This is a genomic window from Psychromonas sp. KJ10-10, assembly GCF_047323245.1.
GTDB lineage: Bacteria > Pseudomonadota > Gammaproteobacteria > Enterobacterales > Psychromonadaceae > Psychromonas.
In genome coordinates this window covers 2739637-2764229 of the sequence record NZ_CP178826.1, presented here as the reverse complement: position 1 = coordinate 2764229, position 24593 = coordinate 2739637, and the positions used below count along the sequence as shown (strand labels likewise).

The 24593-nt window shown below is 37.2% G+C and carries 34 protein-coding genes and 1 pseudogene; 22 read left to right on the top strand and 13 right to left on the bottom strand.

Going from position 1 to position 24593, the window contains the following annotated elements; genetic code table 11:
- Window positions 1-19: 19 nt before the first annotated feature.
- Window positions 20-910, bottom strand: coding sequence for a nitrogenase iron protein (gene nifH / locus ACLKMH_RS15845; protein WP_413699017.1), 891 nt, complete (start codon window positions 908-910; stop codon window positions 20-22).
- A gap of 542 nt (window positions 911-1452) precedes the next feature.
- On the opposite strand from nifH, the gene cynS reads away from it, so the two are divergent.
- Entirely contained in the window at window positions 1453-1893 is a 441-nt protein-coding gene (cynS, locus tag ACLKMH_RS15840; protein ID WP_413699016.1) for a cyanase, read from the top strand.
- A gap of 335 nt (window positions 1894-2228) precedes the next feature.
- Window positions 2229-2945, top strand: coding sequence for a substrate-binding periplasmic protein (locus ACLKMH_RS15835; protein ID WP_413699015.1), 717 nt, complete (start codon window positions 2229-2231; stop codon window positions 2943-2945).
- Between the two features lie 8 nt (window positions 2946-2953).
- Here the strand turns inward: ACLKMH_RS15835 and ACLKMH_RS15830 are convergent, their stop codons facing one another.
- From ACLKMH_RS15830 to ACLKMH_RS15820, 3 genes are read right to left on the bottom strand one after another with little or no spacing between them, the layout of a single operon-like run.
- Entirely contained in the window at window positions 2954-3319 is a 366-nt protein-coding gene (locus ACLKMH_RS15830) for a DUF4345 family protein (RefSeq protein WP_413699014.1), read from the bottom strand.
- On the bottom strand, window positions 3319-3474 hold the full coding sequence (locus ACLKMH_RS15825) for a helix-turn-helix domain-containing protein (RefSeq protein ID WP_413699013.1): 156 nt from the start codon (window positions 3472-3474) through the stop codon (window positions 3319-3321). The genes ACLKMH_RS15830 and ACLKMH_RS15825 overlap by 1 nt, the downstream gene beginning before the upstream one ends.
- Window positions 3446-4216, bottom strand: a complete 771-nt coding sequence (locus tag ACLKMH_RS15820) for an AraC family transcriptional regulator N-terminal domain-containing protein (RefSeq protein WP_413699012.1) — start codon at window positions 4214-4216, stop codon at window positions 3446-3448. Before ACLKMH_RS15820 ends, ACLKMH_RS15825 begins: the two co-directional genes overlap by 29 nt.
- A 173-nt stretch (window positions 4217-4389) precedes the next feature.
- Between ACLKMH_RS15820 and ACLKMH_RS15815 the strand changes: the two genes are divergently transcribed.
- The 4 genes from ACLKMH_RS15815 to ACLKMH_RS15800 all read left to right on the top strand — a co-directional run bounded on the left by ACLKMH_RS15815 (window position 4390) and on the right by ACLKMH_RS15800 (window position 6732).
- Window positions 4390-4671, top strand: a complete 282-nt coding sequence (locus ACLKMH_RS15815; protein ID WP_413699011.1) for an SDR family NAD(P)-dependent oxidoreductase — start codon at window positions 4390-4392, stop codon at window positions 4669-4671.
- A complete protein-coding gene (locus tag ACLKMH_RS15810) occupies window positions 4637-5341 on the top strand; it encodes an SDR family NAD(P)-dependent oxidoreductase (RefSeq protein ID WP_413699010.1) in 705 nt (234 codons plus the stop codon). Before ACLKMH_RS15815 ends, ACLKMH_RS15810 begins: the two co-directional genes overlap by 35 nt.
- A 1-nt stretch (window position 5342) precedes the next feature.
- Window positions 5343-5822 carry a hypothetical protein gene (locus ACLKMH_RS15805; protein ID WP_413699009.1) on the top strand — a complete coding sequence of 160 codons (480 nt, stop codon included), beginning with the start codon at window positions 5343-5345 and terminating at the stop codon, window positions 5820-5822.
- A 142-nt stretch (window positions 5823-5964) separates the two neighbouring features.
- Window positions 5965-6732: a patatin-like phospholipase family protein gene (locus ACLKMH_RS15800; protein WP_413699008.1), complete on the top strand. Its 768-nt coding sequence runs from the start codon at window positions 5965-5967 to the stop codon at window positions 6730-6732.
- Between the two features lie 124 nt (window positions 6733-6856).
- Here ACLKMH_RS15800 and ACLKMH_RS15795 read toward each other — a convergent pair whose 3' ends face one another.
- The 4 genes from ACLKMH_RS15795 to ACLKMH_RS15780 form a co-directional block, all read right to left on the bottom strand.
- Window positions 6857-6982 (bottom strand): 4Fe-4S binding protein, encoded by a 126-nt coding sequence (locus tag ACLKMH_RS15795; protein ID WP_413699007.1) that lies wholly within the window; start codon window positions 6980-6982, stop codon window positions 6857-6859.
- Complete coding sequence (locus ACLKMH_RS15790) at window positions 6982-7242, bottom strand: NifB/NifX family molybdenum-iron cluster-binding protein (protein WP_413699006.1); 261 nt, start codon at window positions 7240-7242, stop codon at window positions 6982-6984. The genes ACLKMH_RS15795 and ACLKMH_RS15790 overlap by 1 nt, the downstream gene beginning before the upstream one ends.
- Window positions 7217-7672: a hypothetical protein gene (locus ACLKMH_RS15785; RefSeq protein WP_413699005.1), complete on the bottom strand. Its 456-nt coding sequence runs from the start codon at window positions 7670-7672 to the stop codon at window positions 7217-7219. The genes ACLKMH_RS15790 and ACLKMH_RS15785 overlap by 26 nt, the downstream gene beginning before the upstream one ends.
- A 206-nt stretch (window positions 7673-7878) precedes the next feature.
- Entirely contained in the window at window positions 7879-8463 is a 585-nt protein-coding gene (locus tag ACLKMH_RS15780) for a radical SAM protein (protein WP_413699004.1), read from the bottom strand.
- A gap of 493 nt (window positions 8464-8956) precedes the next feature.
- Here ACLKMH_RS15780 and nifU point away from each other — a divergent pair, with 493 nt between their 5' ends.
- The 10 genes from nifU (at window position 8957) to ACLKMH_RS15730 (ending at window position 14940) form a co-directional block, all read left to right on the top strand.
- Window positions 8957-9883: a Fe-S cluster assembly protein NifU gene (nifU, locus tag ACLKMH_RS15775; RefSeq protein ID WP_413699003.1), complete on the top strand. Its 927-nt coding sequence runs from the start codon at window positions 8957-8959 to the stop codon at window positions 9881-9883.
- 14 nt (window positions 9884-9897) lie between these two features.
- Window positions 9898-10650: an aminotransferase class V-fold PLP-dependent enzyme gene (locus tag ACLKMH_RS15770; protein WP_413699002.1), complete on the top strand. Its 753-nt coding sequence runs from the start codon at window positions 9898-9900 to the stop codon at window positions 10648-10650.
- On the top strand, window positions 10616-11101 hold the full coding sequence (locus ACLKMH_RS15765) for an aminotransferase class V-fold PLP-dependent enzyme (RefSeq protein ID WP_413699001.1): 486 nt from the start codon (window positions 10616-10618) through the stop codon (window positions 11099-11101). The genes ACLKMH_RS15770 and ACLKMH_RS15765 overlap by 35 nt, the downstream gene beginning before the upstream one ends.
- A gap of 10 nt (window positions 11102-11111) precedes the next feature.
- Window positions 11112-11303, top strand: coding sequence for a hypothetical protein (locus tag ACLKMH_RS15760; protein ID WP_413699000.1), 192 nt, complete (start codon window positions 11112-11114; stop codon window positions 11301-11303).
- Between the two features lie 104 nt (window positions 11304-11407).
- Window positions 11408-11737 (top strand): hypothetical protein, encoded by a 330-nt coding sequence (locus ACLKMH_RS15755; protein WP_413698999.1) that lies wholly within the window; start codon window positions 11408-11410, stop codon window positions 11735-11737.
- The gene (locus ACLKMH_RS15750) at window positions 11724-12263 is read left to right on the top strand and encodes a hypothetical protein (protein ID WP_413698998.1); all 540 of its coding nucleotides are present in this window, start codon (window positions 11724-11726) and stop codon (window positions 12261-12263) included. The genes ACLKMH_RS15755 and ACLKMH_RS15750 overlap by 14 nt, the downstream gene beginning before the upstream one ends.
- 118 nt (window positions 12264-12381) lie before the next feature.
- A complete protein-coding gene (locus ACLKMH_RS15745; RefSeq protein WP_413698997.1) occupies window positions 12382-12966 on the top strand; it encodes a histidine phosphatase family protein in 585 nt (194 codons plus the stop codon).
- A gap of 102 nt (window positions 12967-13068) precedes the next feature.
- Window positions 13069-13332, top strand: a complete 264-nt coding sequence (locus ACLKMH_RS15740; RefSeq protein ID WP_413698996.1) for a cobalamin biosynthesis protein — start codon at window positions 13069-13071, stop codon at window positions 13330-13332.
- A 55-nt stretch (window positions 13333-13387) separates the two neighbouring features.
- Entirely contained in the window at window positions 13388-13900 is a 513-nt protein-coding gene (locus tag ACLKMH_RS15735) for a cobalamin biosynthesis protein (RefSeq protein ID WP_413698995.1), read from the top strand.
- Complete coding sequence (locus ACLKMH_RS15730; protein WP_413698994.1) at window positions 13897-14940, top strand: aminotransferase class I/II-fold pyridoxal phosphate-dependent enzyme; 1044 nt, start codon at window positions 13897-13899, stop codon at window positions 14938-14940. The genes ACLKMH_RS15735 and ACLKMH_RS15730 overlap by 4 nt, the downstream gene beginning before the upstream one ends.
- A gap of 1 nt (window position 14941) precedes the next feature.
- Here ACLKMH_RS15730 and ACLKMH_RS15725 read toward each other — a convergent pair whose 3' ends face one another.
- The 3 genes from ACLKMH_RS15725 to ACLKMH_RS15715 form a co-directional block, all read right to left on the bottom strand.
- On the bottom strand, window positions 14942-15049 hold the full coding sequence (locus ACLKMH_RS15725; RefSeq protein ID WP_413702367.1) for a DUF2058 family protein: 108 nt from the start codon (window positions 15047-15049) through the stop codon (window positions 14942-14944).
- Window positions 15045-15242 (bottom strand): DUF2058 family protein, encoded by a 198-nt coding sequence (locus tag ACLKMH_RS15720; RefSeq protein WP_413698993.1) that lies wholly within the window; start codon window positions 15240-15242, stop codon window positions 15045-15047. Before ACLKMH_RS15720 ends, ACLKMH_RS15725 begins: the two co-directional genes overlap by 5 nt.
- A gap of 125 nt (window positions 15243-15367) precedes the next feature.
- Entirely contained in the window at window positions 15368-15484 is a 117-nt protein-coding gene (locus ACLKMH_RS15715; protein ID WP_413698992.1) for a DUF2058 family protein, read from the bottom strand.
- A 126-nt stretch (window positions 15485-15610) separates the two neighbouring features.
- Between ACLKMH_RS15715 and ACLKMH_RS15710 the strand changes: the two genes are divergently transcribed.
- A complete protein-coding gene (locus ACLKMH_RS15710; RefSeq protein WP_413698991.1) occupies window positions 15611-16015 on the top strand; it encodes a CBS domain-containing protein in 405 nt (134 codons plus the stop codon).
- A gap of 2 nt (window positions 16016-16017) precedes the next feature.
- Here ACLKMH_RS15710 and aat read toward each other — a convergent pair whose 3' ends face one another.
- The gene (gene aat, locus ACLKMH_RS15705) at window positions 16018-16731 is read right to left on the bottom strand and encodes a leucyl/phenylalanyl-tRNA--protein transferase (RefSeq protein ID WP_413698990.1); all 714 of its coding nucleotides are present in this window, start codon (window positions 16729-16731) and stop codon (window positions 16018-16020) included.
- 71 nt (window positions 16732-16802) lie between these two features.
- Window positions 16803-18110 (bottom strand): citrate synthase, encoded by a 1308-nt coding sequence (gene gltA, locus ACLKMH_RS15700; protein WP_413698989.1) that lies wholly within the window; start codon window positions 18108-18110, stop codon window positions 16803-16805.
- 381 nt (window positions 18111-18491) lie between these two features.
- Between gltA and sdhC the strand changes: the two genes are divergently transcribed.
- The 5 genes and pseudogenes from sdhC (at window position 18492) to ACLKMH_RS15675 (ending at window position 24590) form a co-directional block, all read left to right on the top strand.
- Window positions 18492-18866 (top strand): succinate dehydrogenase, cytochrome b556 subunit, encoded by a 375-nt coding sequence (sdhC, locus tag ACLKMH_RS15695; protein ID WP_413698988.1) that lies wholly within the window; start codon window positions 18492-18494, stop codon window positions 18864-18866.
- Window positions 18860-19204 carry a succinate dehydrogenase, hydrophobic membrane anchor protein gene (gene sdhD, locus ACLKMH_RS15690; protein WP_413698987.1) on the top strand — a complete coding sequence of 115 codons (345 nt, stop codon included), beginning with the start codon at window positions 18860-18862 and terminating at the stop codon, window positions 19202-19204. Before sdhC ends, sdhD begins: the two co-directional genes overlap by 7 nt.
- Window position 19205: 1 nt before the next feature.
- On the top strand, window positions 19206-20975 hold the full coding sequence (gene sdhA, locus ACLKMH_RS15685; protein WP_413698986.1) for a succinate dehydrogenase flavoprotein subunit: 1770 nt from the start codon (window positions 19206-19208) through the stop codon (window positions 20973-20975).
- Window positions 20976-20989: 14 nt separating this feature from the next.
- Window positions 20990-21703, top strand: a complete 714-nt coding sequence (locus tag ACLKMH_RS15680) for a succinate dehydrogenase iron-sulfur subunit (protein ID WP_413698985.1) — start codon at window positions 20990-20992, stop codon at window positions 21701-21703.
- 78 nt (window positions 21704-21781) lie between these two features.
- Window positions 21782-24590, top strand: a pseudogene (locus ACLKMH_RS15675) (2-oxoglutarate dehydrogenase E1 component).
- The last annotated feature ends 3 nt before the right edge of the window (window positions 24591-24593 follow it).

Genomic DNA, 24593 nt, shown 5'->3' with positions numbered 1-24593 from the left:
AAAGCCCCCTTAGTTATGTTTATGCGACAGCTTCTTCAGCAAGTTCTTCTGCTGTTTTGCCAATAATTGTTTCGTCTTCTTCTTCCATTAAACCAAAGTCCATTAATAGGTCTTCAAGTTCATCCATAGTTACTGGTGTTGGAACAACAAACAGTTGATTTTCGATAATTTTCTTAGCAAGTGTGCGGTATTCATCAGCTTGTTTACATTTAGGATCGTATTCGATAACTGTCATACGACGAATTTCTGCACGTTGAACGATGTTGTCACGAGGAACAAAATGAATCATTTGTGTACCTAAACGACGAGCTAGTTCCATGATTAATTCATCTTCACGAGCTGTGTTACGAGAGTTACAAATTAGACCTGCTAAACGTACGCTACCTGATTTAGCATATTTACAGATACCTTTAGAAATGTTGTTAGTCGCATACATTGCCATCATTTCACCAGAACAAACGATGTAGATTTCTTGTGCTTTGTTTTCACGAATTGGCATTGCGAAACCACCACATACAACGTCACCTAATACATCGTAAAATACGAAATCTAAGTCATCTTCGTATGCGCCTTCTTCTTCTAAGAAGTTAATCGCTGTGATTACACCACGACCAGCACAACCAACACCTGGCTCTGGACCACCTGATTCAACACATTTAACGTCGCCGTAACCAGTTAGTAGTACGTCTTCTAATTCAAGATCTTCTACAGAACCTGCTTCAGCGACCATTTCCATAATGGTGTTTTGCATTTTTGAGTGTAAGATAAGACGCGTTGAATCGGCTTTTGGATCACAACCGATGATCATTACTTTTTGTTTTGCTTCAGCGAGAGCGACTACTAAGTTTTGCGTTGTAGTTGACTTACCGATACCACCTTTACCATAAATTGCACATTGACGAATAGCCATAATTACATACTCCTGTTTTAGATAAATAAATTAAGTGTTGTTACGCTTATACTAATTGCAGGTGTTGTACCAACTCATTAAATTTATCTAAGTCACTGTATTTAAATTATTATTTTTTTTATGGTTATTTGTGCGTTTAAATTGTGAGATATTAAACATACAAAAAAGAGGGCTTTTGTCACAAGTAGGACAAATAAATTATGCTGTTTTGAAATATGTTGGCCTGTGCCAACATTGAACTGCGTTAAATTTTTTTGTAGGCCTTAAAGTGTACAATTTTTTGTTAATTAATCGCATTTATATGGCTAATTCCTTATCTATTTCAAAATTTTTATATTATTTCAAAAGTATTGAGTTTTTTTAAATAGTCATCATTGGCATGCTTCTCGCTAATATTTTCAGTGCATAGTTAAACCTTGTTTTAATTAATGGATACATTGTAAATCAAATGCTTACATTATATTTATTGCACGGTTTTGTGCGTGATGCACTAATGTTATGCAGTGGAACCATACTAACGTTAATCATATAAAGGAGCTCCAATGAATAAACTTGATGTAACTGAGGCTATTTTTGAAATTAAAAAAGACAAAAATCTAACTTGGGAAGAAATTTCACTTGCGATTGGAAGGTCTGATGTTTGGACAACATCAGCTTGCTTAGGAATGAATAGTTGTCCACAAGCAGAAGCTGACAAACTTGTTGCATTTTTAGGGTTACCCGCTGAAGCTAAAGCAGTATTAATGGAGTATCCAACCAAGGAATGGGATAAATCAGTACCACAGGACCCTTTAATTTACCGTTTATATGAAGTGGTAGGGGTGTATGGCGATACGCTTAAAGAAGTGATCCAAGAAAAATTTGGTGATGGCATTATGAGTGCAATTGATTTTTCCATGGAAGTAAATAAAGAAGAAAACCCCAAAGGTGATCGTGTTGTATTAACGCTTAATGGTAAATTCTTACCCTACAAAACCTGGTAAATTAAAAATTCATTATGTTGCTCTTTATCGTTTAGGCTTGTGGTGAACGCTTAGAGCAATGTTTGCCGACTATTTCTTCTGTATTCTGTTATATCATTAGTTCATCCTTTATAAAAAACAGCAACTCGCTGTAAAAATATACTTGAGGAATTAAAAGCCCCCTATAGAGAGGAATACAATTTTTAAATTAGCAACATTTGTGATCAGAGCATAATTTGTAACTCCTACTCAATTATTCTTTTCAAGAATATCGACTACAATTAATATCAATTATCATTAACTCTGAGGTTGTTCAAATGTTTGAACACATCAAATTATTAATTATTTTGAGTGCTTTGTTAGCATCATTTAGCCCAAAAATGTTTGCTCAAAGCATTAGTATTGCAACAGTGAATGTTGGTAATAGAGGCTTTTATGATGAAAGAGGCACAAAACAAGGCAGTTCCTACGAAATTTTAAATAGAATTGTAAAAGAGGCCGGCTTTTCATATGAAAATGAATTTATGCCATTTGGAAGAGTGTTAGGATATCTCGGAACGGGGCAAGTTGAATTATCTTTATTAGTGCCTAATGAAACTGTTAACAGGGTAGCTACGCCATTTTTTCATATACAAGATGTTGATTTTATAATTGTTGGACTGAAAGATTTTCCAATTGAGCGTATACAGGATATTCAAGGCAAAAGAGTTGGTTATTTACGATTGAGCCCAACCGCTAATATATTTTTTAATGGGTTAAATATTGAGAAAGTGCAAGGTGGCAAATATACACGTTTAATTAAAATGTTAATGCGTGACCGTATAGATGTGATATTTGGTCCTAAATCAAGTATTTTGGGAGGATTACGAGCTTTAAATTATTCTTCAGATGACTTATTAGGAACGTCCTTATCTATTAGAAAGCAGGAAATGCATTTGGTTTACTCTAAGCGAGTTGCCGATGAAAGCATTATTGCTTCTCTAATTTCATCAGCAGAACAACTTAAAAGAGATAATACTATTCAAAATATTATTGATAAATATGAGCAAGCGATTGAAATTGTTGTTGATTAAAATAACGATTAAACACGAGTATTAAAATACCACCAAACAAAGGGTACTAAGATAATTATCTCAATTGCAACATTTAACCATTGCTTGGCCACCGAACCATCGAGTGCAATGCCAATTAAACGGGAAATCAATAACCCCACTAATAATGAAGCAAAAGTGGTCGCAACCGTTGCTTGCCAAGGCATTAAATAATGGTGGAATTGAAGTAAAAGTCCAAAACCTATCAACAATCCCCACCATATTCTGCGCTCTACCGCTTTAAAGGTATCAGTAGGGACAGGTTTGTCGCTAACAAGCTCAGGGTTTGTAGATAGCACTAAACCAATAATGATTAACAAAGCGCCAAGTAGCCTTAAAATAATTGTATTTTCCATTATGTTAATATCCCATCTGTTAATTGTTTCGCGTAGGTCCACTGTTTCGGAGACTGCCCATACATGCGTTTAAATTCTCTACTAAATTGTGAAGAGCTGACATAACCCACATCCATTGCCGCAGTACTAACATTGACACCCGTCGCGATTTTCATTGCGAGCAGTGTTTAGTCGCATAGATTTGACGAATTGGATCGGAGACATAGTCGTTGCTTGTTTGAATTTTCGATGCAGGACTGCTCGACTCATACCAACCTGGGTCGCCATATCTTCAATGTTGATAGGTTTATCAAGATTAGAAGTCAAATATTTAATGGCTGTTGCGATTTCATTACCAACACCAAAGGCTCGTTTTGCAGAATCTCCTGCTTCTCCCTTTAATACAGCGTAATACAATTCTCGAAGTCGTCCTTCGCCTAGCAGTGCTGTGTCTGTTGGTTGATCAACTAACAATATTAAACGTAATAGTGCATCGGTGAATGTTTCGTCCCAGTTAACTAATGAAAAACTCGCAGGTAAAGAGTTACCATTAGGTTTGCGGATAACCCCTCCGGTACTTTCCATTTCGATAACGAGTTCGGTCATTACTTTGCTATCTAATGAAATATATACGCCAAGAAGTGGATTTTCGACAGAGGCTGATGGAGTTCCGGCTTCGACAGGTAAAGATATAGAACAGCACATGTATTTATCGCTATCATAAACATAATGCTTTCCATCTAAAATGGCTTCTTTTTCACCACTTACAATGGCGATAATTGTTGGCTCATAAACCGCTGGTGCACAACGTACTCCGTTGGTGACACGGAAAAGTTTTACGCCCTTTATACCCGTCTCAATCATGCCATCTTCAGTGACATGACTTTCAATGATTTGTTTGATTAGATTTTTGCTCATCACACTTACACCCTTATTTAAACATGTCACTAAATTAGCACTAGAAAAACCTATGTTCAATTCCCTGATACAAATAGGCAAGTTTTAGAGATTATATCGCCTATTTATAGCTTTGTTTGAGAGTTATATTTATTTCAAGCAAAAACTTAATACATCAACATAGGAATTTTTAAATGAGCACTAATAATAAATCAAATAATAAAGGCTGGACACCTGAGCAACTTGGGAATCTTGATGGTAAAACATTTGTCATTACTGGCGCAAATTCAGGGGCAGGTTTTCAAGCATCACGCATCCTACTTTCTAAAGGCGCAAAAGTAGTGATGTTGAATCGTAACGAAAAAAAATCAGATGTAGCCATTCGTCAATTAAAAGTTGAATTCGGTGATGATGCAAAAGTCAGTTATTTTATAATGGATCTTGCTGTCATGGCCTCTGGTTCGAAGCGCATCTGAACAGGTATTAGAAAAAGTAGAGCAAATCGATGCGCTGATTTGTAACGGAGCAATTGCACAAATTGCTAAACAAGAGTTAACCGTTGATGGTTTTGAAAGTCAATTAGGCGTAAATCACTACGGACATTTTCTGCTATGTGCTCTGTTGTTTGAACGATTAGAAGCATCAAAAGGGCGGATTGTTGTTGTGGCTAGTGAAGGCCATAAAATGGGACTTAGGACAATACAGTTCGATGATATGAATTGGGATAAAAACTACAACCCTAATAAAGTATATAGCCAAAGTAAATTGGCGCAGATGATGTTTGCCTATGAATTACAAGACAAAATAAAATCGGCAAATAAAAATGTAAAAGTTTATGTATGTCATCCTGGTGCTTCACAAACATCTTTGATCAATGAAAAAGCCAACTTAGCGACGCGTATTTCCTGGGCTTTGATGGTCAAGATTGGTTTAGCGCAAAGCGCTGAAAAAGGAGCTTACCCCGAAGTGATGTGTGCCACAGAAGAAAACCTTAAACAACGTGCTTATTATGGCCCCTCCGGTTTAATGAATTTTGGCGGGCCTGTTGGTGAATGTGAGCTTGGATCTTTTGTTTTGGATAAGCAAATTTTAACTAAACTTTGGGCGCTTTCTGAAAAAGAAACTTTTGTAAAATGGCCTTTGTAATATGAAGTTATTACGAATACTGTTAGCTAGCCTCATCATAATACCTTGTATGGCAAAAGCGTCAGTACATTTTGGCGCTGGAATTGGTTTTTATGATGAGCAATACTTACATTACAACGACAAAGGGTATTATGAAAACTTTAGTGTCGATTTAGGTGTGTATTCTGATTTTGATAACTCTCATTTAGCTTTTTTAGATATTCACCTTTACAGTGAATTAACTAAACTAAGAGAAGATATAAAGCCAATAACCTATGCTGGTATAGGTGCTATTTTTATTAAAGATGTTGATAACTATAGTCATGATATGAGTACCAGCCAATCAGAAGAAAATTGGGGATTACGTTTCCCAATTGGTATTGAATTTATGACCAGTGCTAATATTTCTATTTTTGCAGAAATTATTCCTACCTATATTGTATTGCCGAATGAAGTATATGAAACAACAACAAGTTTCGGCATTCGCTACTACTTTTATTAGGACATCAGCTAACATGTTTATTCTCAGAAAATCATTTATCCTTTTAATTATTTTACCCTTAATAACGCTTGTTGGTTGTGCGCAAAGAAATCAATATCAAGAATTAATATTAACTAATGAAACTGCACTATAAGCCACGCCAATGAAAAGCAAAACACTTGGCATTGCATTTGGTGGGGGTGGGTTAAGAGGGTATATGCATCTTGGTATTATTAGGGCACTTGAAGAGAATAATATAACTGCAGATTTAGTTACGGGCTCATCTGCGGGTTCTATTGCGACCACTTTTTATGCTTCAGGTAAATCCTATGCAGAAATAGAAAATATCATTACAGAATTTAGTGAGTTTGATGTGATGGATTTTGTATTATCACCTAATGGCATTGTTAATGGACAAAATTTGGCTGAATGGATCAATGCGAATGTTTTGCAGGAAAAATTATCTCAGATGACTATGCCTATTGGTATCACAGCAACAAATATGACAACACTCGAGTCTGTGTTGATTATAGATGGTGATCCAGGTGAAGCGGTGCAAACCTCTTCAACCATTCCTGGTGCATTTGTACCAGTAGAGCATGACCATCACCTTTTAGTTGATGGTGGTATTTTAAATGTGGTGCCAGTCCATTACGCTAAATCTATGGGGGCGAAGGTGATTATTGCGGTTGATATTTATTGTGCTAATCAACCGCAAAGTGAAATTAAATCGCTGAGCATGCAACTTGCTACCTTTAGGTTGCTCGCATGCAGACATAGTGAGCAAGAGATTAATAGTGCCGACATTGTCATCAGGCCTGATTATGAACCTGAGGGCAATGGATTATTTAGCTCAAAACAGGACGCAATTGATGCCGGTTACCAAGCGATGTTGACTCAAATCCCAAAATTGAAGGCTTTGTTAAAATAGTTATTTAACAACAGACACTTATTATTTTTTGATTTACGTTTTTTTGATTTACGTTTTTTTGATTTACGTTGGTAAATCGCTTTAGGCTCAGGGCAGATAGCAACACAATGTTTGCTATCAAGCTCTACACATTCATCACACAATGTGGGATTAATGACAAAAATTGCTCCTTTTGTGTAATAGCGCCAGTGGGGCAAACCGTTTCACAGGCATAACAAGCGAAGCAGGCTTTACTAATTTGCATAGCCATTAAACGACTGCCTCAGGTTGCTTTTGTGATTGTTTCTGCCACTTTTTCTCTGCTAATTTAGAAAATGGTGCAAAGATATTTGCAAGCGTAGCGTCTACTCCATGATATGCGTAATCCGTCGATACTTGAATGTTAGCATCATTTAAAGCCTCTTCAGGTGTTGTTCCGATTCGACTACATAGCACCAAATCAACTCCACTAAGTGCTTTAATTGTGCTTGATAAACTTGTATCACTATTTGATTCTGCCGCTACCGCCACAGTAGCGTTTCAGGCGTCTCTCTCCGATATAATGAGAAGTATTGTCAATCACTAGATATAGTTTAAAGCAATCCGCATGACCAAAATGTTGGTCTATTTGTTGACTGCTTTTACTTGCTACTGCAACCACCAATGAGGGCTGAGTTTCCGATGCTCCTTTACTGACAACAGCAGATTGGAAACGACAACGCTTGAGCATGGTTTGATCATAATCATTGTCGTATCCCTCAAGATCTTCGAGATGGAATTCAGCACTACGATCCTCTTCTAACATACCGATCGCATCTGCACGACATTGTTGGCAATGTTTCATTTGGCTGACATTGCCGCCTGCTAATTCGCGTACTTCATCAAGTTCGGTTCCAACGGGCTCTCTTTGTCCAACTAAACCATAAAATGTGCCATGCTCTGGTTTACTGATTAAGGGCATAATATTATGTAAAAAAACATTATTACGTCGTAATTCACGGCTTAATTCTGGTAAATGTTTATCGTTGATTCCTGGAATTAAAACTGAATTTACTTTGGTGAGAATGCCTGCCTCGGCGAGTGCCTGCTATTCCCTGCATTTGGCGCTCGATTAATATTCTACCGGCTTCAACACTTTCGTAACGCTTACCTTCAAAATAAATCCATTTATATATTTGTGCTTGCGATCACTTCATCTAAAGCATTAATAGTGATTGTGACATGGTCTACGCCTAACCTTAAGATGTCATCGATATGATCCACCAATACTAAACCGTTAGTTGATAAGCATAACTTAATATCTGGCATGGCTTCGCGGATTAATTCTAATGTTTTGAAGGTGCGAACTGGATTCGCTAAAGGATCGCCAGGTCCTGCAATGCCAATAACAGAAAGTTGTGGGATTTTTTCAGCCACAGCCTGTGCTTTTAATAACGCTTGTTCTGGTGTTAATAGTTCAGAAACAACACCTGGGCGTGACTCATTAGCACAATCATATTTACGATTACAGTAATTACATTGGATGTTACAGGCGGGGGCAACAGGTAAATGCATACGTGCGTATTTATGATGCGCATCATTTGAATAACATGGGTGATTTGCTACTTTTTGTAATTGGTCTTGACCAAAGTTCGATGCGGTATTTTTACTGTCTTTAAAATTAATAGCGGGAGTTAACGTATCGCTTTCACATTTTGTTTGACAGCTAGGACGAGATGATGATTTTGTTTCGTTATTACTGTTAGTTTTCATAATTTTGCACCTGAGTGAATGATTCGTAGTAAATAAACATGCTATTTCTCGCTACGTTGCAAACCTCATTCCATATGCCTGATTAATTTTAACTTATTGATAATATGAAGTTATTTTTCATCTTTAATAATTTTTTATCATTTGTTTTTCATTTTTGTTGGTTACATAGAAGACAATTGTCGCAAAATGTACATCTTCTTTTTACCTATTTAAAACTCTTCAATAGTAACTTTGTTAATAATAAATCATCTCAATAATTCAATCTGAATACGACTAATTTGCTTATCTTATAAGGAAGGCTTTTTTGAGGAAATGGTATTAACTGATAACGATGTGTGTTTACCGACAAAGCTCACATTTATCTGCTACATCTTTTCCTTGTTTTCTTTGAAATCATAATAAATGCCTGTTTTATAACGTTTATTTATTTGGTCTGAGTTTTGCAAATTAATACTGAGACTTATCAAACAATGTAAATTATCGAGGTGTTTATGTGGGATTATTCAGAAACAGTAAAAGATCATTTTTTAACCCAAGAAATGCAAAAGAAGTGGAAAATGCAAATGGGGTTGGTGATATTGGGTCTATCAGTTGTGGTGATGCCTTGCGTTTAACGCTTAAGGTAAATGAAGAAACAGACATTATTGAAGACGCAGGTTTCCAGACTTTTGGTTGTGGTAGTGCAATTGCGTCTTCTTCTGCATTAACAGAACTTATTATTGGTAAAACAGTGGCCGATGCGGAGCAGGTAACCAATCAGCAAATAGTCGATTACCTTGGTGGTTTACCGCCAGAGAAAATGCATTGTTCTGTGATGGGACAGGAAGCCTTAGAAGTCGCCATTGCAAATTATAAAGGTATTGAGTTAGCCGAGGATGACCATGAAGAGGGTAAATTAATTTGTCGTTGTTTCGCTGTTGATGAAGGTAAAATTTCTAGAGCGGTAGAAAAACATGCTTTAACAACGATTGATGAAGTGATTAATTATACAAAAGCGGGTGGCGCCTGTACTAGTTGCCATGAAAAAATCGAAATGGTAATTGATGGTGTACTTGCTAAAAAATCAGAGACACCAGCAGTAGTAGCAAATACTCCCTTACCAAGTTCTACTGTTATGCAAGAAGAAGTAAGCGCTGAAAGCTCTTTAAGTCAAAATGTGATGACGGTTTTAAGTCACCTAAGACCATTTTTACAAGCTGACGGTGGTGATGTTAGCTTAGTAAGTGCCACAGAACACTTAATTACAGTGAGTTTATCAGGTGCTTGTACAGGGTGCATGATGACAGATATTACACTTGGATGGTTACAGGACCAAATAGCTGAGAAGTTAGGTGTTGCGATTCCAGTGGTTAATCAAGATCCAGTTAGTTATGAACCACAAGAGTTACAAGAACTTTCTCACTTAGCAAATGCTGGCTAATCAAGGAGCTTAAAATGAAAAAAATCTATCTAGACAATAACGCAACAACCAAAGTAGATACAATGGCACTTGAAGCTATGCTACCTTATTTTAGTGAGCAGTTTGGTAACCCATCATCAATCCATAGTTTTGGTGATAAAGTAGGGGCACAAATGAAGATTGCTCGTCAACGTGTAGCAGATTTAATTGGTGCATTGCATGACAGTGAAATCATTTTTACCTCCTGTGCGACTGAGTCTACTACAACGGCAATTTATTCTGCGTTAAAAACAAATCCGCTTAAAAAAGAGATAATTACCACAGTAGTTGAACATCCTGCCACCTTAGAAGTTTGCGAACAATTAGAGCGTGAAGGATATACCATTCATTGGTTAAAGGTTGATAATAAAGGCCAGTTAGATTTAGAAGCTTATAAAGCGGTATTATCTGAAAATGTAGCCTTAGTTAGTGTAATGTGGGCAAACAATGAAACTGGTACCTTGTTTCCGGTTGAAGAAATGTCGCAACTTGCACACCAACATGGCGCCTTGTTTCATTGTGATGCAGTGCAAGCTATTGGTAAAGTTCCAGTTGATGTACAGGATACAAACATCGATATGTTGTCTTTTTCTGGGCATAAAATGCATGCTCCAAAGGGTATTGGTGCTTTATATGTTCGTCGTGGTGTTCGCTATCGTCCGTTGTTACGTGGTGGTCATCAAGAACGTGGTCGTCGAGCAGGAACAGAAAACTGTGCCAGTATTATTGCTTTTGGTGTCGGTCGCTGAGCAAGCGGAAATGCACCTCGTGACAATGTCAGAAAGAGTGGCAGTATTAAGGGATAAACTAGAGAAAGGTATTTTAGAGAAGGTAGATCACGCCTTTGCCACTGGTAACCCAGAAAATCGTGTGCCTAATACCAGCAATATTGCCTTTGAGTATGTCGAGGGAGAAGGCATTCTGATGTTATTAAATGAATGTGGTATTGCGGCTTCAAGTGGTAGTGCTTGTACATCAGGTTCATTAGAGCCTTCACATGTGATGCAAGCAATGGGCATTCCTTATACCGTCGCACATGGCACCATTCGTTTTTCTCTTTCACGTTATACAACGGAAAGAGATATCGATAAAGTTATTGAGGTATTGCCTCCAATTATTGAAAGATTACGTACCTTTTCACCATACTGGAAAGATGGCAAACCTGCCGCTGTAGATAGTTTTACACCTGGTTTTTCATAAGGGTTTTCTTATGGTCATTATTAACGATACGACATTAAGAGATGGAGAGCAAACTGCTGGAGTCGCTTTTACCCGTGAGGAGAAAGTCGCTTTAGCGGTTATGTTAAACAATGCCGGTGTTACAGACCTAGAGGTTGGAATCCCAGCAATGGGCGAGGCAGAGTGCTTAACAATTGCGAGCTATTCGCCAAGCTCTTCCTAAGGCGTGTTTGATGGCCTGGTGCCGAGCAAAAAAACAGGAAATAAAGTTAGTCTGCTGATTTGAAGTTGGATTGGGTTGATATATCCATTCCTAGCTCAGAGCAGATGATAAAGCATAAATTAAACAGCACTGATGAATATTTATTAAACCAGCTTGAGTCAAATATTCGTTATGCTGTTTCATTGGGCATTAAAGTCTGCATTGGTTGTGAAGATGCATCTCGAGCAGATCCTGAATTTTTACTGAAAATAGGGCTGATTGGTTTTAAAGCCGGTGCACAACGATTACGTTATGCTGATACTTTAGGTATATTAGAACCCTTTACAACCTTTGAACAGATTAAATATTTAAAGGAAAATCAACCCTTACCAATAGAAATACATTGTCATGATGATTTAGGATTAGCGACAGCCAATACACTTGCTCGCAATTAAAGCTGGTGCGACTTATGCCAATACTACCGTGGTTGGATTAGGTGAACGAGCTGGTAATGCGCCTTTGGAAGAAGTTGTAACGGCATTAACACTTTGTCATCAAATTGCAATGGACATTAAAATTTCACATTTCCCAGCTTTATGTCAGGCGGTTTCTGAGGCGACTGGATTATCAGTTGCACGAAATAAAAGCATTGTTGGTGCTCAGGTTTTTACCCATGAATCTGGTATTCATGTTGATGGTTTAGTGAAAGATGTGAGAAATTACCAAGGTTTAGATCCAACAATTTTAGGCAGAAACCATACTTTAGTATTAGGCAAACACTCTGGTTTAGGTGCGGTAAAAGCCGTATTTTCGAATATAGGTATTTCATTAAACCATGTACAAACTGGATTAATATTGCCCTTGGTACAAGAATTTGCGACACGTCTAAAACGCAATCCATCGGATAATGAATTGCTTAGTTTAATTACTAATGTGCCTAAAAATCACGTTGATAAAATTGTGCCCGGAAAATTACAATAAACACTTTTAACGGAAAACTTTCCACATTTATTGTCTTGTTATTTTATAAACTCTTTAAGTTACCTTTGCTCAATTTATGTTAAAGTAGACAGCTGTTTAATTTATACTAAGAGATACAGTGAGCAAAAAAACTATCCTATACCTTGCTAGACATGGTCAAACACAGTGGAACACAGAACATCGCATTCAAGGTCAATTTGATAGTGCATTAACAGCAAAGGGTGAACAGCAGGCACTTCATCTTGCATCTTTATGCTCAACCTTAAATATTTCGCGTATATTAACTTCCTCCCTTGGTAGAGCAATACAAACGGCAAATATTTGTGCACAAGCATTACAAATTGAAGTGAATATTGTTGAAGGGTTAAAAGAACGCCATTTTGGAACATGGCAGGGCTTACTCACGCCAGAGGTACAAAATCACCAAGACTACCTTGAAATCACTTCACAAATTACTGACTGTAAACCAGAGCAAGGTGAAAGTGCTTTACAGTTACTTAGGCGTTTCCAAGACACTCTAAAACAGCAACTTCAACAACACCCGCAAGAAACATTTTTAGTGGTCACACATGGTGATGTATTGCGTTGCTTTATGGCTCAATTTTCACCGAAAGATGCACTTCAAACAGGTTATGACTATAAAAATGGTCATTTAATTTCTATTGGATACGATTTTAAAAACGACATTTTCTTTACGTTATGATGGTCACTATTACCTTAGTTTGTGCTTTGTTGATTGATTTTTTAATTGGCGAACCGAAGCGATATCATCCGCTAATTATATTTGCAAATATAGCTAAAAATATTGAAAAAATTCAATCAAGGCTCAAATTTAATACGCTTTTGTTTCGGTTTTCTGGCTTGGGGCATTTTGGTTCTACCCTTGCCAATATTTATTTTTTGGTTACAGTCTTTTCTGCCTTTCTACCTATTGATCATTATTAATGTTTATATCGTTTATTGGGCGGTGGCATTAAATAGTTTAAATCAGCATGGCATGCAAATATATAAACCATTAATAGAAGGGGATTTAAACAAAGCGCAACGATTATTGCGCTTATATTGTTAGTCGAGATACCAGTCACCTTAATGAAGGTGAAATATGTCGAGCAACTACAGAATCTATGCTCGAAAATGGCCATGATGCAGTGACAGCAACCTTAATTTATTTTGTTATAGGTGGTGCGCCTTTGGTGATTATTCATCGCTTGAGCAATACTCTGGATGCGATGTGGGGTTACCGCACAGAACAGTATTGTTATTTTGGTAAATTTAGTGCACGTATGGATGACCTGTTGGGTTTTATCAGCGCTAAAATAACTGCTTTTTTATTTGCTATTATTGGCCTGCTTAACCAAAAGATAATTAAAGTAATTAGCAATGCTTATCAGCAGAGCAAAACTTATAAAAGTCATAATGGTGGTTGGGTAATGGCTTCAGGAGCGACGGTGCTCAATGTTTCTCTTGGGGGAAAATCAATTTATTTTGGCAAAACTGTTTGTTCTCCTCAACTAGGAGAGGGTGAGCCTGCTCAAATTAAACATATAAAATCCAGTTTAAGTTTAGTAAAAAAGGCAACTTTACTTTGGGTTTTTATTGTATTCATTGGTGAATTACTTTTGTTGGTGAATCAATGACTGTATTACATGGTGGTCAGCTTACCCGTATTGCAAAAGAGTACAATATTCCAAAATCTCAATGGTTAGACCTGTCAACGGGCATTGCACCCTATAGTTATCCGATCCCAAGCATTCCAATAAACATCTGGCAAGATTTACCAACCATTACTGATAATTTGTTATTCGTGGCAAGGCAGTATTATCAAGCAAAATATTGTTGGCCTTTGTCTGGTAGTCAATCTTTAATTGAGAAATTACCTGAACTTTGGAAGACACAAAATAAAGCATTTAATACTGATATTAGTCATGTATATTTACCTAAAGTTGGTTATAAAGAACATCAACAAGCATGGCAAAAAGCGGGGTGTAAACTGCACTTTTACCAGCAATATTTACCCACAGACATTGAAAATAACTCAGTGGTGGTGGTTATTAACCCCAATAATCCAAGCAACGATAAATTCAATCAGGCACAATTAAAATCATTACAAGAGACCTGTGAAAAAACAAACAGTTTATTAGTTATAGATGAAGCATTTGCCGATATATTATCGCCCGAATGGAGCTTTGTGAGTCAAATACAGGCACAAACAGATAACGTGATTGTATTACGCTCTTTTGGAAAGTTTTTTGGTCTTGCGGGCATTAGAATTGGTTTTGTATGTTGTGGTTTACAATGGTTTAATCGCATTAGACAAACAACTGGGCCTTGGGAAATTAATGGCCCAGCTTTATATATTGCCGAACAAGCGCTAGCAGATAAAAATTGGCATAAAAAACAAATAGAAAAATTACAGGATCAAAGCCAAAAGCAACAAACTTTACTGATAAAATACTTCCCAGCAGTGAGTACTCAATCAAATGCATTGTTTATGACTGTCTTCTTAAATAATGCACCACATATTTATCGTATATTTTGCCAGCATGGGCTCTACGTTCGTCTTACTGATGAAAATGATGCTTTGCGTTTTGGAATTTGTAGCAATCGCCAATTACAACAATTGGAAGTAATTTTAAAGGATTGCGACAAATTTATTAGCCATAATTTAACTGAGTAATTTACCAAATAAGATCATCTGGTATAGCAAATTCAGCATATGGATCATCTTCATCTATTTCTTCAACATCAACTTTTTCATGTAATGCTACTAAGACTGAAGCATCAATTTCGGCTAAGGTTTGTGCTTGCGCCTTTATTGATTAAATAAAATTCATCATTTAATACGCAAATTGCTAGTCGACCTGATACAAGGCTTTGTTGAGTTTGTTCATTAATTGCTATGCGCTTAACTTTTTGTGCGTAGGTAAAGTGATAATCTATCTCTCCTTGGTAATCCTTTTCGCAGTGTTGAGCAATCATTTGGATAAGTTTTCCATGTCGTTGCCTGAGCTTCTAATTCAAGTTGTGTTTGTTTATTTTTTTCTAAATCTTGAAGTTTTTGTTGCTTGTTTTTTTCATTAATTGCAACTTGTACATCGGATACCTCAACGGTACCTTTTTCTTTTTTGCTTTGCTTTTCGACGTTTATCGGTTTGCGCTTGTTTGGCTTTTTGTTTGTTTATAAGCCCTGATTTCATTAGTTGATCTTGTAGAGATGCCATAAGTACCCTTGGATGTTTTATTTTTTTAGTATTTTAACGGCAAAATTATAGTAAGGAAATTTTTATTTATAAAATCGACAAATAACAAAAACAGATTAAGCTTAAATAATAAAAGGGAGTGACATTATGAATAATTTACAAGTTTCACAATATAAAAGTGGTAAAAGCCTCGCATTTAAACATGATATGACTTTAGAAACAGCGGTTAATATTTTACTGAATAGTCAACAAATAGGTGGCCCTGTTATAGATCCTAATGGACGTGTTATTGGTTGGTTATCTGAACAGGATTGTTTAGCAAAAATGATTGAGGCTAGCTATTATTGCGAATTAGTTGCGTTAGTTGAAGATGTTATGGTCAAAAATGTTGTAACAGTAAAAGAAGACATGAGTATTGTTGACTTAGCTCAGTTGATGATAAAAACAACTCCAAAAGTTTATCCCGTCGTTGATGATGAAGACCACTATATTGGCCTGATTTCACGTAAAAATGTATTAGGTGCTATGGCTAAACAAATGGTAAATTGCTGAGCTTATAATTTAATGTGAATGGGTTGTTTATCCCAACAACCTGTTTTTACTGACTGGCCTCGTAACTTTGCCAAAGTTGTTAAAAATTGCTCCCGAGTAAGGGCACTTACGCCTAAACTGTGCAAATGACTTGTTTGCATCTGACAATCAATCTCTTTGCCACTATAGGATTTAAAGTGTTGATTTAATGCAATAAACGCAATCTTTGAACTGTTATCCATCGTACTAAACATCGACTCTCCACAAAATAGTTGGCCAATGCATAGACCATATAAGCCACCCACTAATTTTTGTTCATGCCAAACCTCAATAGAGTGTGCAATACCTGCTAAATGCAATTTGTAATAAGCATCTATCATATCTTGTGTTATCCAAGTCTCTTTCTGTGTTGCTCTTGGTTTTGCACAGGCATTAATAACGGACAAAAAGTCGTGGTTAACGGTAACGGTCATACTCATTTTCTTGATCAGACGTTTCATACTGCGACTAATATGTACTTGACCTGCTTGTATCGTTGCGCGTTCACTAGGACTCCACCATAAAATTGGATCGCCTTGGCTAAACCATGGGAAAATACCCCTGTGATAAGCATTTGAAATGCGTTCGACAGATAGGTCACCACCCATAGCAAGTAATCCATCAGGATCAGCTAAAGCTTCTTTTAAATCCGGAAATAATGTTGGATCATCCCCTAATTGTGGTAAGTATATTGGCATTTAATGCTCGAATCATAAATTTTGGACACAAAAAAGCCAGTGTAAACACTGGCTTATCAAATTGGAATTAATTATTCACAATCATCAGACTTACAACGTACATCTACATGATCAAAACTTAAGCCACTTTCGCCCGTGTATAACTGACGAGGACGGCCAATTTTTTGACCTGGTTGATCAAGCATTTCTTTCCAATGAGAAATCCAACCAATAGTACGAGAAGTAGCAAAGATAACGGTAAACATAGAGCGTGGAATACCCATTGCACGTAAAACGATACCGGAATAGAAATCAACATTCGGGTAAAGTTTTTTCTCAACAAAGTAAGGGTCTTCTAGGGCAATACGTTCAAGCTCCATTGCAACATCTAATAATGGATCGTCAATTTTTAGATCATCTAAAACTTCATGACAAGTTTTACGCATAACTGTTGCACGTGGATCGTGGTTTTTGTAAACACGATGACCAAAGCCCATTAAACGGAATGGGTCATTTTTGTCTTTTGCTTTATTAATGTACTCAGGAATATTGTCTACTGAACCAATTTCCTCTAACATTTCAAGACAAGCTTCATTTGCACCACCGTGAGCAGGACCCCATAAAGAAGCGATACCCGCGACAATACATGCAAATGGATTCGCGCCTGATGAACCAGCAAGACGTACTGTTGAAGTAGACGCGTTTTGTTCGTGGTCTGCATGAAGGATCAAGATTTTATCCATTGCACTTTCAAGAACAGGGTTTACCACATACTCTTCACATGGTGTTGCAAACATCATTCTTAAGAAGTTACCTGCATAAGAAAGTGTGTTGTCAGGGTACATGAATGGCTGACCCGTAGAGTATTTGTAACTCATTGTTGCTATGGTTGGCATTTTAGAAATTAGACGAAATGCTGTAATTTCACGATGAGTTTCATTTGTGATGTCTAGTGAATCATGGTAGAAAGAGGATAGTGCACCTACAACACCGACCATGATTGCCATTGGATGTGAATCTCGACGGAAACCTTTGTAGAACATGACTAATTGTTCATGAAGCATAGTGTGCTTAGAAACAACACGGTGGAATTCATCAAATTGGACACGATTTGGTAGGTGGCCATTTAGTAGAAGATAACATACTTCTAAGTAATCTGATTTTTCAGCTAGTTGGTCAATTGGGTAACCTCTATGCTCTAAGATGCCTAAATCACCATCAATAAATGTAATTGCTGATTCACAAGACGCAGTTGCTAAAAACCCTGGATCGTAAGTAAAGTAACCTGTTTTGCCCAATGTACGAATATCAATCACATCGTTCCCAGCAGATCCTTTAAGGATTGGTAGCTCAATTGGCTCCTTTCCTGGTAAATGAAGTATTGCTTTTTGATCTGACATTTGATGCTCCTATTTTAGCTTTTGTAGTTTGCTCGAATTTCAAAGCACATATTTTTACAGTGTAACTGGTGCCTTGTCAATTTTAACATCTCAACTATGAGACATCTGCAAATAGTATATTTAATAACGTCCATTTATTAAACAAACATATTGTAGTATTTTAATATAATTTTCTTAACGCATTGATAATTGCTCGGTTATGTAGAAGAATACAGGGATTGCGGAGAAAAATAAATCTGCAATCTTCATCACAAAAATGAAGTTATTTTTAACTGCGATATAGCAAATAATGGCATAATAGTGTCACAAACATTTAACATTTAGCTAACAACTTGCTATTGTTATTACCTTCCATTCAGCCAAGTAAAAAGAGACCAAATTGTGCGCAAAGAGAGACCAAAGAATTTAGACCTATCCACGGTCAAGTTTCCTATCACAGCAATAGCTTCTATATTGCATCGTGTATCAGGAATAATCGTTTTTATTGCTTTAGCAATATTCCTTCTTCTTTTAAATTGTTCATTAACTAGTGAATCAGATTTTCTTCGAGTCGCTGGTTATTTTGATAATTTCCTGGTCGAATTCATAATATGGGGGTCTTTAACAGGACTTGCATATCACGCCGTATTTGGTGTGCGTCATATGATACAAGATTTAGGTCATTGGGAAGAAATGGATAGTGCTTCATTAAGTGCTAAAGCAGGATTTATTCTAACAGCAGTATTATCAGTATTAGCGGGGGTTTTAGTATGGTAAAGGTTGCCGGTACTTTTGGACGCAGTGGTGTTCATGATTATCTTTTAATACGCGCTAGCGCATTAATACTTCTTGCTTATGTAGTTTACCTATTAGGGTTTGTTGCATTTGCTGATATTACTTACGCTTCGTGGACGGGCTTCTTTTCATTAACGATTACAAAAGTGTTTTCGTTATTTGCACTTATTTCTATGTTAGTGCATTCATGGATTGGCTTATGGCAAGTGTTAACTGATTATATCAAATGTACTAAATTACGTGGTGCATTACAGTTTCTGCTAACGTCAGTAGCATTTGTCTACGTTATCTTTGGTTTTGTAATTTTGTGGGGTGTTTAAGGTGAGTTTACCTATTCGTGAATTTGATGCGATTGTAATTGGTGCAGGTGGCGCAGGTATGCGTGCGGCTCTATCTATTTCGCAGGAAGGCAAAAGTTGTGCGTTGATTACTAAAGTATTCCCAACGCGCTCTCATACAGTTTCGGCACAGGGTGGTATTACCGTTGCGCTTGGTAATTCACACCCCGACAACTGGCAGTGGCACATGTATGATACCGTGAAAGGTTCTGATTTTATCGGTGACCAAGATGCGATTGAGTTTATGTGTAATGAAGGGCCGGATGCAGTCCGTGAATTAGAAAATATGGGCTTACCGTTTTCTCGTTTCGAAAATGGTTCTGTTTATCAGCGTCCTTTTGGTGGTCAGTCTAAAGAGTTTGGTGGCGAGCAAGGTCGCTCGTACCGCATGGCTGCGACGGACCGTACAGGTCATGCTTTATTACATACTCTTTATCAACAAAATGTTAAAAACAAAACAACTATCTTCTCTGAGTGGTATGCACTTGATCTAGTTAAAAATGATGATGGTGATGTAGTAGGTTGTACAGCCATTGACATTGAAACTGGTGAAGTTGTGATGTTTAGAGCACAGGCAACCGTTCTGGCTACTGGTGGTTCTGGCCGTATTTATGCTTCAACAACAAACGCGCACATTAATACTGGTGATGGTGTTGGTATGGCATTACGTGCAGGTGTCCCTGTGCAAGATATGGAAATGTGGCAATTTCATCCGACCGGTATCGCAGGTGCGGGTGTATTAGTAACAGAAGGTTGTCGTGGTGAAGGTGGTTATCTTTTAAATAAAGATGGCGAACGTTTCATGGAACGTTATGCTCCAAATGCTAAAGATTTAGCAGGACGTGATGTTGTTGCACGTTCAATTATGATTGAAATACGTGAAGGTCGTGGTTGTGAAGGTCCTTGGGGTACTCACATTAAACTAAAACTAGATCACTTAGGTGAAGAAGTTTTAGAATCTAAATTACCTGGTATTTGTGAATTATCTCGTACTTTCGCACATGTTGATCCAGTTAAAGAGCCAATTCCAATTATTCCAACTTGTCATTATATGATGGGTGGCGTGCCTGCAACTGTAGACGGTCAAGTTTTACGTGTTGATGAAAATGGTAATGATGTTGAAGTAAAAGGCTTATTTGCAGTTGGTGAAATTGCTTGTGTTTCTGTACATGGTGCAAATCGTTTAGGTGGTAACTCTTTATTAGACTTAGTCGTGTTTGGTCAGTCTGCGGGTAAACATTTAGGAAAAGTATTAAATAAAGAAAATACTGCTAAAGCACCGACTCAAGAAAACATCGATGCAGCTTTAGAGCGTTTAAATCGTTGGGAAAAAGGCAATGGAACTGAAGATCCAGGCCAAATTCGTAAAGATTTACAACAATGTATGCAAAATAACTTCTCTGTATTCCGTGATGGTCCTGCAATGGCTGAAGGCCTTGCTGAACTTGAAAAAATTCGTGTTCGTTTAAATAATGCGAAATTAAGTGATAAGAGTAGTGAATTTAATACAGATCGTATTGAATGTTTAGAATTAGATAACCTAATGGAAACTGCTTTTGCAACAGCCAAAGTCGCAAACTTCCGTACAGAAAGTCGTGGCGCTCATAGTCGTTTCGATTTCCCTGATCGTGATGATGCAAACTGGTTACACCATAGTTTATATAATCCATTAACAGAAAGCATGAGTAAACGTGACGTTAATATGGCGCCAGTACTACGTGAAGCTTTCCCACCTAAAGCGCGTGTTTACTAGAAGGTTTTTTAGTTATGAATGTTAATTTTTCGATTTATCGTTATAACCCAGATGTTGATAAAGCACCGTATATGCAAGATACGTCTTTAGATATACCTGAAGGATCAGACATGATGGTGCTTGATGCACTTATCCTATTGAAAGAAAAGGATGCTACACTTTCTTTTCGTCGTTCATGTCGTGAAGGTGTTTGTGGTAGTGATGGTATTAATATCAATGGTAAAAATGCATTAGCTTGTATTACGCCATTATCTGATTTGTTGTCAAAGGGTAATATTGTGATACGTCCGTTACCAGGTTTACCTGTAGTACGTGATCTGGTTATCGATATGACACAATTTTATACCCAATATGAAAAAATTAAGCCATATTTAATCACTGATGATCGTAATCCACCAGCAGGTGAATATAAACAGTCACCTGAAGAACGTGAACATTTAGATGGTTTATACGAGTGTATTTTATGTGCTTGTTGTTCAACTTCATGTCCATCTTTCTGGTGGAACCCAGATAAATTTATTGGGCCAGCGGGTTTATTAGTCGCTTACCGATTCTTGATTGATAGTCGTGATAGTGCAACAGAAGAACGATTATCAAATTTAGACGACGCATTTAGTGTTTTTCGTTGTCACGGCATAATGAATTGTGTCAGTGTATGTCCGAAAGGATTAAATCCTACCAAAGCAATTGGTAAGATTAAGTCTATGTTATTACAGCGCGCAATATAATATATGATAACGATTCAACGTCTGGCCACGTTGAATCGTTTTGTTTATAAAAACAAAATACGAAGTTAAGGAATGTTAATGCCAAACAATGTGATGAAAACATGGTTAGCCTCATCTCATCTTTCCGGGGCAAATTCTACCTATATTGAAGATCTGTATGAATCCTACCTAGAAGATCCCCTATCTGTTGACGCTAATTGGCGCAACGTATTTGATGAGTTACCCAAGGTAAATGAATTACCTGAAGAGTCCCATTCCATTATTCGTGAGCAAATGAAGCATGCGGCTAAAGCGCCAAAATGTTTTACACCACCTACAGGTGCTGTTCATAATGATGCTAAACAAGTAAAAGTTTTACAACTGATCGGCGCTTACCGTAACCGTGGACATGAAGTTGCTGATTTAGATCCACTTGGTTTAACTAAACATGAAACAATTAAAGAACTCGACCCTTTTTATCATGATTTAGAAGGGGCAGATTTAGACGCTAGCTTCAATGTTGGGTCTTATGCTTGCTTCTAATGAAACAATGATCCTTCGTGATTTAGTTGCGTCACTTAAGCGTACATATTGTGGTTCTTTAGGTGCAGAATATATGCACATTACTAACACAGATGAAAAACGTTGGTTACAAAACCGAATTGAATCCTGTGAAAGTAAACCTTCTTTCAGTCAAGAAGCTAAAAATCGTTTCTTAGAAGAACTAACGGCGGCGGAAGGTTTAGAGAAATATATTGGCGCTAAATTCCCTGGTGCAAAACGTTTCTCTTTAGAAGGTGGAGACTCCTTCGTATTAATGTTAAAAGAGCTAATCCGTCGTGCTGGTGAGCAGGGCGCTAAAGAAGTTGTTTTAGGAATGGCTCACCGTGGCCGTTTGAATGTTTTAGTTAATGTATTAGGTAAAAAACCTGCTGATTTATTTGATGAGTTTGCTGGTAAACATACCAAATTAGAAGGTTCTAGTGATGTTAAATATCATCAGGGCTTTAGTAGTGACTTTAAAACGCCAAAGGGTAATGTGCATTTATCGCTTGCGTTTAACCCATCACATTTAGAAATTGTAAATCCAGTGGTTTTAGGTTCAGTGCGAGCTCGTCAAGAACGCTTAAATAGCATTGGTGAAAGTGTGTTACCAATAACAGTACACGGTGACTCGGCGATTGCTGGTCAAGGTGTTGTACAAGAAACATTTAATATGTCACAGGCTCGTGCATTCCAAGTTAGTGGTACGGTACGAATTGTTATTAATAATCAAATTGGTTTTACTACCTCTAAACGTGAAGACACGCGTTCTACTCGTTACTGTACAGATATTGCAAAAATGGTTCAGGCACCGATTTTCCATGTAAATGGAGATGATCCTGAAGCCGTTATTCTAGCGACTCAAATTGCATTAGATTTCAGAAATACATTCAAACGTGACGTATTAATTGATCTAGTTTGTTACCGTCGTCATGGTCACAACGAAGCTGATGAGCCAAATGCAACACAACCAGTGATGTATCAAAAAATTAAAAAACATCAAACACCTCGTGAGCAATATGCAACTCAGTTAGAAGACGAAGGGGTGATCAAAAAGGTTTTAGTAAACAATTAGTTTCTGATTATCGAGATGCACTTGATAACGGTGAATGTGTTGTTAAAGAATGGCAGGCAATTAAACATCATACCATTGATTGGACGCCTTATTTAAAACACGATTGGGACACTCCTTACGAGTCTCAATTCCCACATGATAGACTGTTGGAATTAGGTGATTCAATTAGTAATTACCCAGAAGAACATGCTCAACATTCTCGTGTTAAAAAAATCTACAATGACCGTCAATTGATGGCTCGTGGTGAAAAACTATGTGATTGGGGTTTTGCTGAAAATTTAGCTTATGCGACATTATTAGATGCAAAATATAATATTCGTTTAGTAGGTCAAGATTCTGGTCGAGGTACATTCTTCCATCGTCATGCTGTATTACACGAACAAAAAGAAGGTAAAACTTACCTACCATTAAAAAATATTGCCGAAGAGCAAGGTCATTTTGATGTTTACGATTCAGTTTTATCGGAATGTGCAGTATTAGCTTTTGAATATGGTTACTCAACTGCAAGCACCTAAAGGTCTTTGTATTTGGGAAGCACAATTTGGTGACTTTGCTAATGGTGCACAGGTTGTATTTGACCAATTCTTATCATCGGGGGAACAGAAGTGGGGCCGTATGTGTGGTCTGACTGTTATGTTACCTCATGGTTATGAAGGACAAGGCCCTGAGCATTCATCTGCACGTTTAGAACGATTTTTACAACTTTGTGCTGAACATAATATGCAAGTTTGTGTTCCTTCAACTCCAGCACAGGTTTACCACATGTTACGTCGTCAAGTTGTCCGTAATATGCGTCGACCACTAATCGTAATGTCACCTAAATCTTTATTACGTCATCCATTAGCTGTATCTAGTTTAGAAGAGCTTTCTAATGGTACTTTCCAAAATGCAATTGATGAGATTGATGAGATTGATAAAGTCGCTGTAGACCGCATTGTATTATGTAGTGGTAAGGTTTATTACGAACTACTTGAAAAACGTCGTAGTGAATCTTTAAATAATGTTGCGATTGTACGTATTGAACAATTATATCCTTTCCCAAATAATGAGTTAGGTGATATTTTAGAACAATATACTAATGCTAAAGATGTCGTTTGGTGTCAAGAAGAGCCACAAAACCAAGGTGCTTGGTACTGTAGCCAACATAACTTTAGAGGCGTATTACCTAATAATGCTAACCTTCATTACGCTGGTCGTGATGCATCGGCTTCAACAGCGGTTGGTTATATTTCTTTGCATGTTAAGCGACAAAAAGCTTTAGTTAATAACGCGCTAGGTTTAGAAGAATAAATA

Excerpts from the sequence above, each read along its gene's own strand:
- ACLKMH_RS15805 (WP_413699009.1), top strand. The coding sequence starts at position 5,343 with ATGAAGTTATTACGAATACTGTTAGCTAGCCTCATCATAATACCTTGT.
- ACLKMH_RS15755 (WP_413698999.1), top strand. The coding sequence starts at position 11,408 with ATGATAAAGCATAAATTAAACAGCACTGATGAATATTTATTAAACCAG.
- ACLKMH_RS15735 (WP_413698995.1), top strand. The coding sequence starts at position 13,388 with ATGCTCGAAAATGGCCATGATGCAGTGACAGCAACCTTAATTTATTTT.
- gltA (WP_413698989.1), bottom strand. The coding sequence starts at position 18,110 with ATGTCAGATCAAAAAGCAATACTTCATTTACCAGGAAAGGAGCCAATT.
- ACLKMH_RS15760 (WP_413699000.1), top strand. The coding sequence starts at position 11,112 with ATGGTCATTATTAACGATACGACATTAAGAGATGGAGAGCAAACTGCT.
- sdhD (WP_413698987.1), top strand. The coding sequence starts at position 18,860 with ATGGTAAAGGTTGCCGGTACTTTTGGACGCAGTGGTGTTCATGATTAT.
- ACLKMH_RS15770 (WP_413699002.1), top strand. The coding sequence starts at position 9,898 with ATGAAAAAAATCTATCTAGACAATAACGCAACAACCAAAGTAGATACA.
- ACLKMH_RS15820 (WP_413699012.1), bottom strand. The coding sequence starts at position 4,216 with ATGAGCAAAAATCTAATCAAACAAATCATTGAAAGTCATGTCACTGAA.
- ACLKMH_RS15710 (WP_413698991.1), top strand. The coding sequence starts at position 15,611 with ATGAATAATTTACAAGTTTCACAATATAAAAGTGGTAAAAGCCTCGCA.
- ACLKMH_RS15730 (WP_413698994.1), top strand. The coding sequence starts at position 13,897 with ATGACTGTATTACATGGTGGTCAGCTTACCCGTATTGCAAAAGAGTAC.
- ACLKMH_RS15815 (WP_413699011.1), top strand. The coding sequence starts at position 4,390 with ATGAGCACTAATAATAAATCAAATAATAAAGGCTGGACACCTGAGCAA.
- cynS (WP_413699016.1), top strand. The coding sequence starts at position 1,453 with ATGAATAAACTTGATGTAACTGAGGCTATTTTTGAAATTAAAAAAGAC.
- aat (WP_413698990.1), bottom strand. The coding sequence starts at position 16,731 with ATGCCAATATACTTACCACAATTAGGGGATGATCCAACATTATTTCCG.
- ACLKMH_RS15800 (WP_413699008.1), top strand. The coding sequence starts at position 5,965 with ATGAAAAGCAAAACACTTGGCATTGCATTTGGTGGGGGTGGGTTAAGA.
- ACLKMH_RS15830 (WP_413699014.1), bottom strand. The coding sequence starts at position 3,319 with ATGGAAAATACAATTATTTTAAGGCTACTTGGCGCTTTGTTAATCATT.
- ACLKMH_RS15680 (WP_413698985.1), top strand. The coding sequence starts at position 20,990 with ATGAATGTTAATTTTTCGATTTATCGTTATAACCCAGATGTTGATAAA.
- ACLKMH_RS15720 (WP_413698993.1), bottom strand. The coding sequence starts at position 15,242 with ATGATTGCTCAACACTGCGAAAAGGATTACCAAGGAGAGATAGATTAT.
- ACLKMH_RS15795 (WP_413699007.1), bottom strand. The coding sequence starts at position 6,982 with ATGGCTATGCAAATTAGTAAAGCCTGCTTCGCTTGTTATGCCTGTGAA.
- ACLKMH_RS15825 (WP_413699013.1), bottom strand. The coding sequence starts at position 3,474 with ATGAAAATCGCGACGGGTGTCAATGTTAGTACTGCGGCAATGGATGTG.
- ACLKMH_RS15715 (WP_413698992.1), bottom strand. The coding sequence starts at position 15,484 with ATGGCATCTCTACAAGATCAACTAATGAAATCAGGGCTTATAAACAAA.
- ACLKMH_RS15785 (WP_413699005.1), bottom strand. The coding sequence starts at position 7,672 with ATGCCCTTAATCAGTAAACCAGAGCATGGCACATTTTATGGTTTAGTT.
- nifH (WP_413699017.1), bottom strand. The coding sequence starts at position 910 with ATGGCTATTCGTCAATGTGCAATTTATGGTAAAGGTGGTATCGGTAAG.
- ACLKMH_RS15780 (WP_413699004.1), bottom strand. The coding sequence starts at position 8,463 with ATGAAAACTAACAGTAATAACGAAACAAAATCATCATCTCGTCCTAGC.